This is a genomic window from Bacillus sp. XT-4, from assembly GCF_050864245.1.
Taxonomy (GTDB): domain Bacteria; phylum Bacillota; class Bacilli; order Bacillales; family Bacillaceae; genus Bacillus; species Bacillus altitudinis.
In genome coordinates this window covers 15,541-30,756 of the sequence record NZ_JBPAFI010000008.1, presented here as the reverse complement: position 1 = coordinate 30,756, position 15,216 = coordinate 15,541, and the positions used below count along the sequence as shown (strand labels likewise).

Genomic DNA, 15,216 nt, shown 5'->3' with positions numbered 1-15,216 from the left:
AGGTGGGGATGACCTGTGAATATATCAATTATCACAGTAGGAAAATTAAAAGAGAAATATTTAAAGCAAGGCATAGCCGAATACACAAAACGATTACAAGCATACGCAAAAATCGAGATCATTGAGCTCGCAGACGAAAAAGCACCCGAGAATCTCAGCGAGCAAGACATGAAAATCATCAAAGACAAAGAAGGCGAACGCATCCTAAGCAAAATCAACCCAGACGCCCACGTCATCGCCCTCGCCATCGAAGGAAAAATGAAAAGTTCCGAAGAATTAGCCGATACAATAGATAAGCTGGCAACATACGGAAAAAGTAAAGTGTGTTTTGTCATAGGGGGGTCCCTTGGGTTAAGTGATGCTGTGATGCAGCGTGCGAATGAGAAGCTGTCGTTTTCGAAGATGACGTTTCCGCATCAGTTGATGAGATTGGTGTTGGTGGAGCAGATTTATCGGGCGTTTCGGATTGTTCGGGGGGAGCCTTATCATAAGTGAGTGAGGTTTTTATGAAAGAGTGGTCTTTTAAGATCGCTCTTTTTATATTTTAAAAAATTAAATAGCAGAAATGGTAACAGAGTTCCTTACTATACAACCTAAGGAGAAGATCCAATGGTAATGAATTGTACAGCAGAATCGAGACAATCTTAGTAACTTACACTAGAAATATATCTTGCTCCAACCCATGGGGTATTGAGTAAACCGCAGTATCCAAAGTTTAAAGGACAAAAGTAAGCGAACAGGATATGGATTTATCAGAGTTTATTCAGAGCCCAGCTCGGAATCTCAATACAAAGTAAGACTAGTGATAAAAAATGTTGAAATATGCGTCTCTGAATATCTAGTTATAGTTATTTTAGAAGAGTATAAATTGGTAATAAATGTTGTTAGCAAACTGTTTTATTGATACAATTGAGGAAAGTTATTTATTCATATAATAATAAACAACTCTCAGATTGAGAATGAATAGGATTGATTACATGGATAAACTAAAAGACTCATTTGTTAAGCCGAGAGATATTAGTGGTCCCCGTTCTTCAAATAGATTTGATTATCAAAAAGATTGGGCTATTTTAAAGATGATGGAAATGTATGAAGTTGAAGAAGACTTCTTATTAGTTATGGATTATTACGATGATGTAGTTGTTTATGATTCAGCTACAGACCCTGAAAACATTTCCTTTTTTCAAATAAAAACAAGTTCAAAGAATTGGACTTTGAATTCTTTAACAAAAAGAAAAGCAGGAGCAGAAGGACCTTCTTTATCAATTTTAGGGAAAATGTATGAATGCAAGATGCAATTTCCAGAGCATACTTTATCACTTAATTTCATTTCGAATTACACTTATAATTTAAAATTATTATGTGGAGAAAAGAGCATTACAAAGAAAAAAATTTGTCTTTCAGAGCTAGAAGAAGTAACCATCTCAGAAATTATCCGCAAGGTGATAGATGAGCATCAATTGAAAGATAACCCAGATTTTGTTGAAATGACGTTTTTTGAGGTATCTGAATTATTAGTGGATAATCGAGAAACTTATCTGAAAGGTAAATTATCAGAGTTTATTGAAAAACAAAATCCTGATTCAAAATACAAGGTTAGCGTTATTTACGATGCAATATTTAGTGAAGTGAAAGTAAAAAACAACTATGAAAGTGACATCTCTTCTTTCGAAGAATTAGCGAAGCATAAAGGAATTAGCCGAGAACAATTTAAAGAACAAATTCAAATGTTCTCAACAGATGACGAAGAACAGGAGCGCTGGGAATTTATTAATGACTCCCTTTTGCAAGAAAATATGCCTTTTTCAGACCGGCTTAAAATAAAACAGGCATGGGATGATTATAGAGTAGATAAGATGAATTATGCTAATTTGAAATTGAGAAATACAATCACTATTATCTCAAAAATGATAGAACCATATAAAGAAAAACAGATTATAAATTTACAACATGATTTATTAAAGCCGGTATATAACGAGTATATATCTAAAGAATCCAATTCATTTTATAGTGAATATTATATCAAGGTCATAATTTTAATGGAGTTCAGTAAATGAGCGGAAATTTCAGAAGACTAATTCGGAATTTGAGGTTAGATAACTATGAAAAGAATGATAATAAGAGAAATAAAACTAGTGTCGTTTCTAGAAGAAAAGGCAAAGAAGGTAACATTTCATCCAAACATAACAGTGATAAGGGGAGATAACCATACTGGAAAATCGTCATTAATAAAAAGTATTTATTGGACATTTGGAGCTGACCCAAAGGACTTACATCCTAAATGGAAGAATGCAAATGTTATTTCTTTAGTTAAGTTCTCTCTTGATGGAGAAATTTATTCTATTCTTAGAAAAGAAAGGTTTTTTGCTGTTTTTGATGACGAAATGAATGTTATAGATACTTTTAAAGGTATCACTAATGGCATTGGGCCTTTCATTGCCCAATTGTTTAATTACAAACTGGTTCTTAATAATAAAAAGGGAGAATCACTTATCCCTCCTCCAGCTTATTTTCTTCTACCTTTTTACATTGACCAGGATGTAAGCTGGAATAGGAATTGGGAGTCCTTTGATAGACTTTCTCAATTCAGTAATTGGAGAAATGATGTAGTAAATTATCATACTGGCATAAGACCGAATGAATATTATGAAATAAACGCAACAATAAGAAACTATAAAAAAGAAATATCTGAACTGGAGAATGAAAGGGAAATTTCGAGCAACTTTATCTCAAAAATTAGTAATCAAATAAAAGAGGAAGTTGTAGCTATTGACACAGTTCAATTTAAAAAAGAGATTGATGAATTATTATCGTTATATGATGTATTAAACAAAAAAGGTACTGTGTTAAAACAGAAAATCTTAGAGTTAGAAAATCATAAGATACACATAGAACAGCAAATCAAAGTAGTTAACAGCACTATAGATGAATTAAAGGATGATTTTGAATTTGCAATGGATCAAACTGATTCTGTAGAGTGTCCGACGTGCGGTAATATTTATGAGAACTCATTTGCAGAGCGTTTTGCGATTGCAAAAGATGAAGATACTTGTAAAGATTTGTTGTTTATTCTGAATTCAGACTTAAAAAAAATTATAGAAAGTATTCAATCTGAATACAAAATTTATGATAAGAATAATAATGAGCAAGAAAAAATAAAGGATATTCTCTCAAAAAAGCAAGGAGCAGTAAAGCTAAAAGATATAATTTTAAATGAAGGTAAAAGAGAAATGAACTTACTTATGAAGGAAGAAATAAGTTCATTAAATAATGAGATATATAATAATGAGCAACAAATCGAGGATTTAAAAGAAGATTTAAAAGAATTCGAAGATAAGAAACGAAAAAAAGAAATTAGAACAAAATACTTTAACTTAATGCAGAGTAATTTAATGAAACTAGATGTATTAACAATGAGCGAAAAATCTTATAAATCAATCACTTCCAAAATAGCGGAAACTGGGAGTGGTAAACCTAGAGCGTTATTAGCATATTATTTTAGTATTCTTGAAATAATGAAAGAGTATTCAACTTCAGTGTTTTGTCCAATAGTTATTGACTCTCCTAACCAACAAGACCAAGAAAAAGCAAACTTGGATAAGATGTTAGACTTTATTATAGAAAAAAAACCAGAAGGTTCACAATTAATTTTGGGTCTTGTTGAAATGAATGAAATAAATTTGGAAGGGAAAACTCTTATTTTGAATGAGAAATACAGCTTGCTTGGAAAGAGTGATTACCCTACAATTTCTGTAGAAATAAAAGATTTATTGGAAAAATGTGAATGAATATTAAACACATCTTTTGTATCAAGCGTATGAAAGGTGTTATTTTGTTTTAGAAACCTATCTAGATACATCACGGTGAGCCTTATCATAAGTGAGTGAATTTTATTAGTTTTAAAAATGCTTATGTCTATTCCTTCAAAAGAATTATCTCAATAATCAAAGGAAAAATTTTTAAATAAACTATAAAGATGTTCAGGAGTTTTTCAAAGCTTCTGAACATCTTTTTATGTTTGATTAATGACAGCTACAAACAAAGGAAATTGTCCAAAGCCTTTGTTTAAAATTAAAAGTAATTAAGTTAATAATTATGTTTGTTAAATAACTAATTATGGATAAAAATATTGAATTTTCCATTATAATAAGTTATTATATATTTGAATTTAAGTGATTCTTAAGTCATGAATAGGAGGTTTTATATATAAGAATAAAAATTTACACGTTTATAATTAGTATAATAGTGTTAGTTTTCTTAATTGTTTTTTTTGTATTTAATAACTTAAACAATACGAATAAAGAGAGTGAGAAAGCTAACTTCAGTGAAGACATAAAAGTCCAATGGAATATTAAGTTGCTTGATCCATATATAAACAGTGGAAGAAGCGAAGGAAGAACTAAAGTTAAAATAGCTATCTTAGACAGCGGTATTAATCAACAACATCAAGATTTAAAAGGTATGGTTAAAAAGGAATATAATGCTGTTACTCCAAAAAGACCTGTCACCGATGATTTTGGTCATGGCACTGCCGTGGCAGGAATCATTGGAGCAAGACAATCTAATAAAGGTATAACAAGTTACAATCATTCAGGTGTGGAGCTTTATGATGTTAAGGTTTTGAATCAACAAGGTAAAGGAGATGTTGATTCTTTAATAAAGGGTATTGAATGGAGCATAAAAGAAGGTGTACATATAATCAATATCAGTTCAGGTGTAGTTACTAATAAAGCTAAATTAAAGTCATCCATTGATAAAGCAGTGTCACATGGAATAATTATAGTAGCTGCAGCAGGTAATACATATGGAACTGGTGTAGAGTATCCAGCGAAATACACAAATGTGATATCAGTTAATTCTATTAAAAAAAATCTTAAAAGGCCAAGCTCAGCGGCAAGAGGAAAGATAGATTATATTGCACCAGGAGTTGATATACTCTCTACTAATCATAGGGGGGAATATAGTTTGTTTACTGGAACCTCCTTTGCAGCCGGACATGTTACTGGTGTAATTTCACTGTATGTTCAGGATTACTTGAGTAAATCTAAGAAGTTAAATGTTGATGAACTTACGAAAAAGTTGAAACAAGAATCCCGAAAAGTTCAATCTTTAAATGATGATGAGCAAGGGAACGGATTAATAATCTATAATCATAAAGGAGCCTAAAATGAAGTATAAAAAAATAATAACTATATTAATAGTGACTGCGATGGCAATTGTAAATTTACCAATAAATCAAGTCGAAGCAATTAGTGAAACTAATGAAGTAAATAATCAATTGTTAGAAAATCAGTTTGATGAGATTAAGCAAGAAGTCTATGATGAATTAAATATTGATTATACTGATGAATTGGATATTAATTTAATTGATTTAGAAGAAGAATCACTTCATATTGAAACTACCTTTAACTCAGAAGATCTTGAAGTTAAGGGTGACCTTGAAATGAGCTTAGAAACAGAAGAAATGAACTTTACGTCATCTATTATTGATGAAAATGGTAAACATATTAACAAAGAATATGACATTGCCGTTGAAGAGGCGGATAATGAAACGTTTAAAGCTACCTTAACAGATAAAGACTCTGGTGAAAAATACACTGTTAATTCTGAAGAAATTGAGGCTTCTATTTTACCAGCTATTATTTTAGGTGTGATTATCAGAACTTCTGCTAAGATTGCTTTTAAGATGTATACAAGAAGTCAAATTTTAAGAGCTGTTACTGCAGTTACGTTTAAATCTGTGCAGCTACAAAAGAAATTTAAACATGCTGTTGATTTTGGTGTAAAAGGATCTTATAGCAAGGCAAATGCAAAAAAATTTGAAACAGCTCTAAGAAACCATGTAAGTCGTTCAAGTCATGTATATAGAACAAAGCATAGTGGACAATCAGGTTACGTTATGATGCATTTAAAGGGGAATAAAGCTGCATTTTTCAAGCAGAACGGTGAATTTATTACTGGTTATAAGCTCTCAACGAAACAAAAAAATAACTATGTTAGAATCGGTGAGTTAATAGTTAAGAGGTGATTAATAATGGGTATAGGTGGATCTGTAAATGTTGGTGTTGTTTTCCGTGAAAATGATCATATTCAAATTTTTCAGTCTTTCGTAAATTCCTTAAAAAAAAGGGATGTGTCCTTTAAAAAAGTAAAGTATAGTATAGATTCAGATGGAGAAAATTGGATTGAACAAAGTATAAGTAAAAATATCATCGAAGATTCATATTTGTCTGGTCACTATACAGAATTTGAAGTATTAAATCTATTAAATAGCTCTAAACCAGTAAGATTAACAATTCATATAGAAGATGGATACTTTGGTTTCTTACTAGATTTTAATTGGGAAGAAGTAGCCTCTCAAGAAGTATTTAATCTGCAAAATCAAATGCTTCAATTTTTAATTGAACTTTATCAAGATATATCTTATCATCATGCGTTCATTGGTCACGAAATTGAGGTTGATGTCCACCCAGATGATTTTGAAGATTTCATTGGAGAAGCTGATTACCCGGTGGGAATAATTGGTAAAATAGATAAATTAGCTATTTATTATGGTTCTGTTGGAATGGATGGTTTATCTGTTCAAAAAAAGAGAACAGAATTAGTTCATTTATAGATCTAGCAAGCGTCATTCAATCATATTGAATGACGCTTTATTTATTTAATGGCGTAATAAAACCATCTATAGAAAGGTTATTATAAAAAATTGTTAAATAAGTTTAGTTGGTATTTTGCAGCTTCATATTAACTGCAATATGGAATTGAGTGACACTGGAAAAGTATGTTATTATTTAATATTAAAGACTCAAAGACTATTCAAAAGTATAATTGTCGGTATTTAAATATGCTCGATAACAGGAGATATAGCATGAATAAAAAGGAAGATATTCTAAATGCATGGATTACAATAGAGCAGTTAGCAGAAGGTTCAATTAATAAAAGTGGCAGATTATTAAAGACATTTCATCGTATTGAAAAAGATTGGCAACAATTCTTTATGAATTTTTTATCTCATCAAAAACAACAAAATAATATGTCAGATAAAGCCTTTAAAAAGTCTGGAATCATATTTTATTTTGGTATTTTCAATTTCCAAGAAGTTGTTGATATTTTGAGAGAAAAATATAATATTGAGAAAAATTATGAGGAAATCAGTCATTCGGAAAAATTTACTTTCGCTTTATATTTTGATCATCAACTCAACCTGGTATCTGATAAATTGTTTTTAACAATGAGCGGGTATATCCGTGGACATGGCCATTTACCTGATGATTTTTTAAAAGTTGAAACTCTATTTAGAGAGGAATTAGATCGAAAATTTGAAGAGGGTTTTCATCATGTGTTCTCTGAACTTATACAAAAGTATCATGTGTCAGTAGACAATTTCCGTTATAAATTCATACGACATCTTGATAATGAGGATATTAATCTACATTCCTTCTTTATTGAAGATTTAAAAATGGCAAAGTTAATTAATACTGAAAATATAAACAGATATTTTAACGGATTTACTGGAAATAGAAGAAATCTAGACAGTCATAAAGAGTCTGAGCATTTTAATGCTTATATTTTTGAGGAGATTGCTTTAAAACCAAAATATTATCCGTTAGGGCGCTTTCCATCAAATCCTGATTATGCTCCCTACTTTATGCAACAAGTTGCTGTCAATTTAGCTTTAAACGACAATAACGATATCCGAAGTATTAACGGGCCACCAGGAACAGGCAAGACAACATTGTTGAAGGATATTTTTGCTGATTTAGTCGTACAACAGGCACTAGCTATTTCAAATCTTTCTAATAAAGTGATTCAAGGTAGTCTGACCTATTGGCAAAATGCTAAACTTGGCGTTTTACCACGATCTATTTCTGATAAAAATATTATTGTGGCAAGTTCAAATAATGGAGCAGTCCAAAATATCGTTAATGAATTACCGGTGAAAGAAGAGATTCCAAAATGTTTTCAAGATCAATTAGAGAAAGCAAATTATTTCAAAGATATTTCTAATTCTCAACTAATAGGAGAAGGATTTGGGAAAGATCGATACATTATAAGTGAACTGCTCAATGATATAAATTGGGGTGTTTTTTCATTAGAAGGTGGAAATTCAATCAACATGAATAAATTGCTTCTCAATATAGAGGCAATTGAAAAAGATTTAGAGGAAGATGATCAATCGAATACGGGAGTATATCAGGAATTCAAACGGCTTTATAATAAATTAAAAGTTGAAAGAGACAAAGTAGAAAAATATAGTCGAAAATTTTATGAAATACGAAAACTAAATATCAAATATATCAATCAAGTTAAAGAATTTGAAAATGAGAAAAAAGAAAAACATACAGTTTTGACTAGTAATGAAAAAGAAGCAAAAGCTGAATTAGAGAGGCTTAGAGAAGAGGAATTAAAGTTTCAAAAAGTTTTATCTAATGTTTCTGTTGAACTTGAAAATTTATCAAGGGCAGAAGTACAAGCTGAACGAAATTATCATGTTCTTACTTCACAAAAACCTAGTTTTTTATGGTTTCAGAAAATATTTAATAAATCTAAAGTCGAACATTATTTCAAAAAGCTAAGCAGTGTGAATGAACACTTAAATGAGCTAACTCAACAAAAAACAACACTTACAAATGATTATAGACAGCTTGAAAATCTTCTAGCGAAAAATGCTGTTAAAAAAGAGCATACTCAAAAACAAATGATGGAAAGAAAATCTACCTTTGAACGTTGGGTGAATGCTAAGAATAATGATCTGGGAAAAATGAAAAAAGAAATTGATGCATTTGAAAAGGTCAAATCACAAAGTGGAATTAAGGAAATAGATTTTTCTCTATCATACGAAGAACTCCAAAAGTCTAATCCTTGGTTTACTAAGGAGTTTCGTATTTTACAATCAGAATTATTTATTTCAGCATTAAAAGTGAGAAAGCAATTCCTCTCTGAGAATGTAAGAAATTTAAAGGCAGCAAGGATTATCTGGAATAAACAATCAAATTACATTGCGAAAGAGAATGGCCATGAGTTAATTTCAGAAGCATGGCAATGGATCAATTTTGCTGTGCCAGTTATCAGTACTACTTTTGCAAGTTTTGGTCGAATGTTTAAAAACCTGAGGGAAAATTCAATAGGCAACTTATTTATTGACGAGGCTGGTCAAGCATTACCGCAGGCAAGTGTTGGAGCCATTTTTAGAAGTAAAAAAGTAATGGTTGTTGGGGACCCCTCACAAATAAGGCCCGTATTAAATTTAGATCCAAATGTTTTAACTTTGATTGGAAGACACTATAATGTAGACGAAAAATTTGTATCTGCTAATGCATCCACTCAAACAATAGTAGATGATACTAGTCAGTATGGATTCCAAAAAAACGAAGACGAATGGATTGGTATTCCACTGTGGGTACATAGACGTTCAAACTATCCAATGTTCACGATTTCTAATGAAATTTCTTATGATGGTTTAATGGTACAAGGTAAAAATGAAGATGAGGTGCAAGGGACATCAGAGTGGCTTCATTGTGTTGGAAAGGCGAATGACAAATACGTTAAAGAACAAGCGGATTTACTAAAAAAACAAATTACTGAGCGATTACAAGTGAATTCAGATTTAGCTGATGAAATCTATGTGATTTCTCCATTTAAAAACGTGGCTTACCAAGTTGCAAAAGTTTTAGAAGAAATTGATTTTACTAAGAGTCAAGATGGTAAGGCTACAAATGTAGGAACTGTTCATACTTTTCAAGGAAAAGAAGCGAAAATTGTCTATTTTGTCCTAGGAGCAGATTCCAATAGCAGTGGGGCAGCAAAATGGGCTGTTTCAGAGCCCAATATAATGAATGTTGCGGCCACTCGAGCTAAAGAAGAATTTTATATTATTGGTGATAAGAAATTGTATGCATCTCTTGGAAGTGAAGTTGCAAACAAGACTATATCAATAATTAATGACTATAATAATAAGTAAATTTCCGAGCTTATAATATATATGTACAACTGAACCACGCTTAGGGGCGTATTTAGAAGACATAAGTAGTTCAATATACATTAAAGAAAGCAGGTACACCATGCACACAATCAAAAAAATAGGCAAAACCTTCTCCTACATCACGCCAGTATCACTCACCGACCGCCCCATCCTAGGCATGGTCGAAGGCAATAACAAAACATTAATGATCGATGCCGGTAATTCAGAAGATCATGCGAACTATTTCATCCAAAAGACCTTAAAACAAGAGAACGCTACACCTGATCTGGTAGTCCTCACGCATTGGCATTGGGATCATATTTTTGGTCTACCGGCGTTGCCTCATGCGGTTTCGATTGCTTCTGCAAAAACCAGAAAGGAAATGGAGAAGCTTCTTCCGTTTTCTTGGTCAGATGAGGCGATTGATGAGCGGGTGAGGGAAGGAACGGAGATTGAGTTTTGCGCGAAGGCGATAAAAGAAGAATATAAGAATCATCGAGACATTCAGGTGGCTTTACCGGATGTCACGTTTGATCGTCGGATGGAGATTGATCTTGGCGGGGTCACTTGTGTTGTGCAGCATGTTGGGGGCGATCATGCTGCAGATTCAGTGATCGTGTATGTGAAAGAGGAAAAAATCCTGTTTCTTGGTGATTGCATTTATCCGAAAATGTATGCTGAAAAAGTACATTATACGGTAAAAGAAATCTTGCGTCTTTTAGATGAGTTAGATGCTTTTGATGCGGAGACGTATATTCCATCGCACCAAAGGCCGTGGACAAAAGAGGAGTTTCGTCAGGAAAGAGACAAGCTTTGGATGATGGCGAATTACACTGAACTTTATGGGGGAGATCAGGAGAGAATCAAGAGTGAATATCAAACACATGTGAACAGAGAACTAAAAGAAGATGAGTTAGAGACGATCGCTTATTTTGTAAATGGTTATGAAGGATTAGCAGAGGGATAAACCTCTGCTTTTTTTATTTTCATGGCTCGTCCTTTTCCCTGAGTTTATATCAAGTTTATATACAGGCGATATACTCGAACCGGTGAGAAAAGGAGGAGAACCATCAATGAAAGGATTCAGATCATTTATTGATAAAATGTCTACAAAAAAAGGGGCTTGGCTGACTGTTATCATTTGGCTTGTTTTCATGATCGGGTTGAGTGCTGGGCCTAAATTGGGCGATCATAAAGTGAGCAATTTTCAATCTTTACCTAGTGATGCTCAGTCCATCGTGACAAAAAAGAAGTTAGATCAGTATTTCCCAAATGATAAAGGGACTCCGGGATTATATGTGTTCCATAACCCTAATGGAAAGCTGGCTATTCAAGATGTAAAAACGATCATTCAAGGAATCAAAGAGGCAAAGATTGAGGGGATTGAAGATATTGTCGATGTGTCCGCATTGCCTCCTCAAGCGTTATCCGCTTTTTTATCAGAAGATGAAACGACCATGATTGTGCCAATGAATTTGAAAGCGGGATTAGGCAATGCTGATTATGCAAAGATTAATGATGAGACAACGGATGTCGGTACAAACATAGCGAAAGGGCTAGATGCTGATTTTTATATTACGGGTCCAGCAGGTATAGCGGGGGATACGGTGAAGCTGTTTGAATCTGCCGACTTGAAACTGCTATTAGCTACTGTTGCAATCATTTTGGTTTTATTGATCGTCATTTACCGTTCTCCGTTATTAGCGATCATTCCATTGTTCGCAACGGTCATTGTCTATCAAGTGGTGAATCAAGTTGTGGCTTTACTTGGCATGGGTGGACTTGAAATCAATAACTCAACCACCTCGATTATGAGTATTTTGTTATTTGCTGCTGTGATTGATTATTCATTGTTTGTTTTCTCGCGTTATCGTGAGGAGTTACAACATCATGAAAATCAATTTGAAGCGATGAAAGTAGCGATGCGTTCAACAGCCAAACCGGTCTTATTTGCAGGCGGTACAGTATTTGCGGCGATGATCATTTTATTTGTGGCGGATTTCCGTGATTATCAAAACTTTGCGCCAATCTTTGGTGCTGCGATGGTGATCATTATGATGGCTTCTGTCACACTGATTCCAGCCTTGTTTGCATTATTTGGCCGCAAAGCATTTTGGCCGCAAGTGCCGACATATGGTGAAGCAAAAGAAGCAAAACATGGCATTTGGGGACCTCTTGCCAAATTCGTGGTTCGAAAACCAGGATTAATTGGTGGTGCGGTCTTACTATTTTTACTTGTGACAGGTGCGAATATTTTTAATTTACATTATGAATTTAACTCGGTGAAAAATTTCCCGAAGGATTTACCTTCTCGTGTTGCATTTGAAATCGTTGAGGAAAAATTTAATAAAGGTGATCTAGCCCAGACAACAGTACTTGTGACTGGTCAAAAGCTAACTCAGGAACATTTACAAGAAATCTCCGCCCAATTCTCAGAAAATGAAGAGATAGGATCGGCTCGTCCATCGGGGGTAACCAAAGATGGAGAGCACGGCAAAATGACGATATCATTAAAAGTGAATCCATACAGTATAGAGGCCATTGAATTTTTAGGAGATTTCCGTACAGATCAAGCCACCTATCGATTATCAGATGGTCAAAAGGTTCAGTTATCTTTTGCAGGCACAACGGCTAAATTAGTGGATGAGCAACAAGTGAATCAATCCGATATTAAAAAGATCGTTTTACTGGAAACATTACTCATTCTTGTCTTGTTACTTGCTTTGACACGTTCCATGAAAATGTCGATTTATATGATGGCGACGATTTTAATCTCATTTGTATCTGCCTTAGGCTTAGGTATTTTCTTAGTCGATGTGTTATTTGGATATGATGCGATTTCAACTCGTGCCCCTGTGTATGCCTTTATCTTTCTCGTGGCATTGGGAATTGATTATAACATCATCCTTGTGAGCCGTTTCTTAGAAGAACGTCAAACGTTACACGTCAAAGCTGCATTAGAAGTGGCGATACGAAACACAGGCGGGGTGATTTCTTCAGCGGGGATCATTCTTGCTGCAACATTTGCCGCATTAATGACTATGCCGATTACGGATTTATTTATCTTTGGATTTATTGTCGCTATTGGGATTATCATCGATACATTTTTCGTGCGAGGAATGTTGCTGCCGTCACTCATATTATTCTTTGAAAAAGACAAAGCTAAGGAAATAAAGGAGGAAGGATAATTGCATGTATTGGTTGTGGATGATGATGAAGCCATTTTGCAATTAGTGTCCATCCATTTAGAGCAGGCGGGGTACCAAGTGACAAAAGCAAGCAATGCTGAGGCAGCGCTTGCTTTTTTGCAACAACAGTCATTTGATCTCATGATTATTGATGTGATGATGCCTGGGATGGATGGCTTTCAGCTGGCGAACATTGTGACGAAACAATATGAACTGCCGGTCATTATGTTGACAGCGAAAGGGCAGATTGAAGATAAGCAGCAAGGATTTGAACAAGGGATTGATGATTATATCGTCAAACCATTTGAAACGAAAGAACTGCTATTCCGTGTAAATGCAATTTTACGACGATATCGTAAATCCATAGAAGCTTTAACGACTGCGGGAAATGTTCAAATTGATACGAACCGTTGGGAATTAACGATTGCGAATCAGCAATATATCTGGCCCATGCGTGAATTAGAAATTCTGTATTATCTGCTGCAGCGGGCAAACCGCAATGTAAGCCGCTGGGATTTAATTGATGACATTTGGGGGGATACGTTAGATCAACCCGAATTCACATTAAACACGCATATTAACCGCATACGAGAACGTTTAAAAAGAGCGGAAGCGACGATTGAGATTGTCACCATACGTGGTTTCGGCTATCAACTTGAGGTAAAAGATTGAAACTACAACAACGTTTTATGCTATATACGTGTTTGATTGTTTTGATTAGCATCTTCATTGGATTTATTTGTTCTAACTTGATTTACAATCATGTTGTCAAAGAGCAAATGAATGATCGATATTTAGTCATTGCCGAGCAGTTATCTAAACAAATCAAAGAACATGAAATTACCTTGCGGGCATCTTCTGATTTTTTGCAAACCATGAGCGATCTAGGGTACCAAATCGCTTTGGTTAAAGAAGATGGGGAGATGAAGATGTTTGGTGAACCATTTAAAACGAAAAAATGGAATGACCAAATGCACGCCTTATTTGAAGGCGGTAAAGCGTACAACGGGATCAAATCCTTTAAAAATTCATACTTAATCATGAGTCATTTCGCAAATGATATAAAAAATACGGTGGGTACGAAAATAGAAATTGACGGGGAAGAATGGGGCTTATTTTTACGCCCGAATAATATCAGTTTCTTTACAGAGTTCCATTTGATTATTTTTGGATTTATCTTCGCCGTTTTTGTGAGCAGTATCATTGGCATTTTATTCATGTCTCGAAAGGTCACCCAATCTCTTTCAGAATTGACGAGTGCGACGCAAGAGATGGCAAACCATAATTTTCAGTATCCATTAATGATCAATCGAAAAGATGAAATTGGTCAGCTCGCTGATCGTTTTCGGATGATGCAGCAGAAATTAGAGAATACCGATCAAGCAAGGAAGAAATTTGTGAATAACGTCTCGCACGATTTTCAGTCACCACTATTAAATATACGAGGGTATTCTGAATTACTAAATGGGGAGATTTCATCAAGCGAAGGGAAAAAATACAACTACATTATTCAAACAGAAGCAAAGCGATTATCTAACTTAACGAAACAACTTCTCATTTTAACCTCTATTGATCAAGGGACATATCCAACGAATAAACAAATCGTCAGAGTAGATGAGCAGCTTCATCAAGTGGTCCATTCGATGCTATGGCGAATAGAAGAAAAAGGTTTAGAAATTAAGTTGGATCTACAGCCTGTTTCGGTATATGCGGATCGGACCTTGCTGATCAATGTATGGGAGAATTTAATTGGCAATGCCATTAAGTACAACAAAGAGTTTGGGGAAATCAGTATTCATTGTAATGAAAATGAATCGGAAGCGGTCGTGACGATTAGAGATACGGGGATTGGCATAGAACAGCACACATTAGAAAAAATATTTGAACGTTTTTACCGGGTAGATCAGGCACGAAATAAAGAGGGAATGGGTCTTGGATTATCCATTGTGCAAGAAGTCCTGTCGTATCACAATGCTTCTATTGAAGTAGAAAGCAATGAAAAAGAAGGAACGACCTTTACGACGGTTTTTCCAAAGGAATAGTATTTGAGAAAAGTCTCGTTTGCGT

General features: G+C 34.1%; 11 protein-coding genes. All 11 read left to right on the top strand.

Features of this window, described 5'->3' with window-relative positions; translation table 11 throughout:
• The first annotated feature begins 15 nt into the window (after positions 1 to 15).
• The 11 genes from rlmH to ACRRMM_RS16840 all read left to right on the top strand — a co-directional run bounded on the left by rlmH (position 16) and on the right by ACRRMM_RS16840 (position 15,191).
• Positions 16 to 495: a 23S rRNA (pseudouridine(1915)-N(3))-methyltransferase RlmH gene (gene rlmH, locus ACRRMM_RS16890; RefSeq protein WP_035390089.1), complete on the top strand. Its 480-nt coding sequence runs from the start codon at positions 16 to 18 to the stop codon at positions 493 to 495.
• A gap of 482 nt (positions 496 to 977) precedes the next feature.
• Positions 978 to 2,057, top strand: coding sequence for a dsDNA nuclease domain-containing protein (locus ACRRMM_RS16885; RefSeq protein ID WP_317328374.1), 1,080 nt, complete (start codon positions 978 to 980; stop codon positions 2,055 to 2,057).
• 45 nt (positions 2,058 to 2,102) lie between these two features.
• A complete protein-coding gene (locus ACRRMM_RS16880) occupies positions 2,103 to 3,788 on the top strand; it encodes an AAA family ATPase (protein ID WP_317328372.1) in 1,686 nt (561 codons plus the stop codon).
• A 568-nt stretch (positions 3,789 to 4,356) separates the two neighbouring features.
• Positions 4,357 to 5,166 (top strand): S8 family serine peptidase, encoded by an 810-nt coding sequence (locus tag ACRRMM_RS16875; protein ID WP_428828718.1) that lies wholly within the window; start codon positions 4,357 to 4,359, stop codon positions 5,164 to 5,166.
• Between the two features lies 1 nt (position 5,167).
• Positions 5,168 to 6,028 carry an SAR2788 family putative toxin gene (locus tag ACRRMM_RS16870; protein WP_428828717.1) on the top strand — a complete coding sequence of 287 codons (861 nt, stop codon included), beginning with the start codon at positions 5,168 to 5,170 and terminating at the stop codon, positions 6,026 to 6,028.
• Between the two features lie 6 nt (positions 6,029 to 6,034).
• Positions 6,035 to 6,616: an Imm64 family immunity protein gene (locus ACRRMM_RS16865; protein ID WP_428828716.1), complete on the top strand. Its 582-nt coding sequence runs from the start codon at positions 6,035 to 6,037 to the stop codon at positions 6,614 to 6,616.
• A gap of 252 nt (positions 6,617 to 6,868) precedes the next feature.
• Positions 6,869 to 9,961 carry an AAA domain-containing protein gene (locus tag ACRRMM_RS16860; protein WP_432450920.1) on the top strand — a complete coding sequence of 1,031 codons (3,093 nt, stop codon included), beginning with the start codon at positions 6,869 to 6,871 and terminating at the stop codon, positions 9,959 to 9,961.
• 100 nt (positions 9,962 to 10,061) lie between these two features.
• Entirely contained in the window at positions 10,062 to 10,928 is an 867-nt protein-coding gene (locus tag ACRRMM_RS16855; RefSeq protein ID WP_428828714.1) for an MBL fold metallo-hydrolase, read from the top strand.
• Between the two features lie 106 nt (positions 10,929 to 11,034).
• A complete protein-coding gene (locus ACRRMM_RS16850) occupies positions 11,035 to 13,149 on the top strand; it encodes an MMPL family transporter (protein WP_428828713.1) in 2,115 nt (704 codons plus the stop codon).
• Complete coding sequence (locus ACRRMM_RS16845; protein WP_428828712.1) at positions 13,150 to 13,821, top strand: response regulator transcription factor; 672 nt, start codon at positions 13,150 to 13,152, stop codon at positions 13,819 to 13,821. It begins immediately after the preceding gene.
• Positions 13,818 to 15,191 carry a sensor histidine kinase gene (locus ACRRMM_RS16840; protein ID WP_428828711.1) on the top strand — a complete coding sequence of 458 codons (1,374 nt, stop codon included), beginning with the start codon at positions 13,818 to 13,820 and terminating at the stop codon, positions 15,189 to 15,191. The genes ACRRMM_RS16845 and ACRRMM_RS16840 overlap by 4 nt, the downstream gene beginning before the upstream one ends.
• Positions 15,192 to 15,216: the final 25 nt, after the last annotated feature.

Coding starts and splice junctions, on each gene's coding strand:
- ACRRMM_RS16885 (WP_317328374.1), top strand. CDS start 978: ATGGATAAACTAAAAGACTCATTTGTTAAGCCGAGAGATATTAGTGGT.
- ACRRMM_RS16880 (WP_317328372.1), top strand. CDS start 2,103: ATGAAAAGAATGATAATAAGAGAAATAAAACTAGTGTCGTTTCTAGAA.
- ACRRMM_RS16860 (WP_432450920.1), top strand. CDS start 6,869: ATGAATAAAAAGGAAGATATTCTAAATGCATGGATTACAATAGAGCAG.
- ACRRMM_RS16850 (WP_428828713.1), top strand. CDS start 11,035: ATGAAAGGATTCAGATCATTTATTGATAAAATGTCTACAAAAAAAGGG.
- ACRRMM_RS16870 (WP_428828717.1), top strand. CDS start 5,168: ATGAAGTATAAAAAAATAATAACTATATTAATAGTGACTGCGATGGCA.
- ACRRMM_RS16855 (WP_428828714.1), top strand. CDS start 10,062: ATGCACACAATCAAAAAAATAGGCAAAACCTTCTCCTACATCACGCCA.
- ACRRMM_RS16865 (WP_428828716.1), top strand. CDS start 6,035: ATGGGTATAGGTGGATCTGTAAATGTTGGTGTTGTTTTCCGTGAAAAT.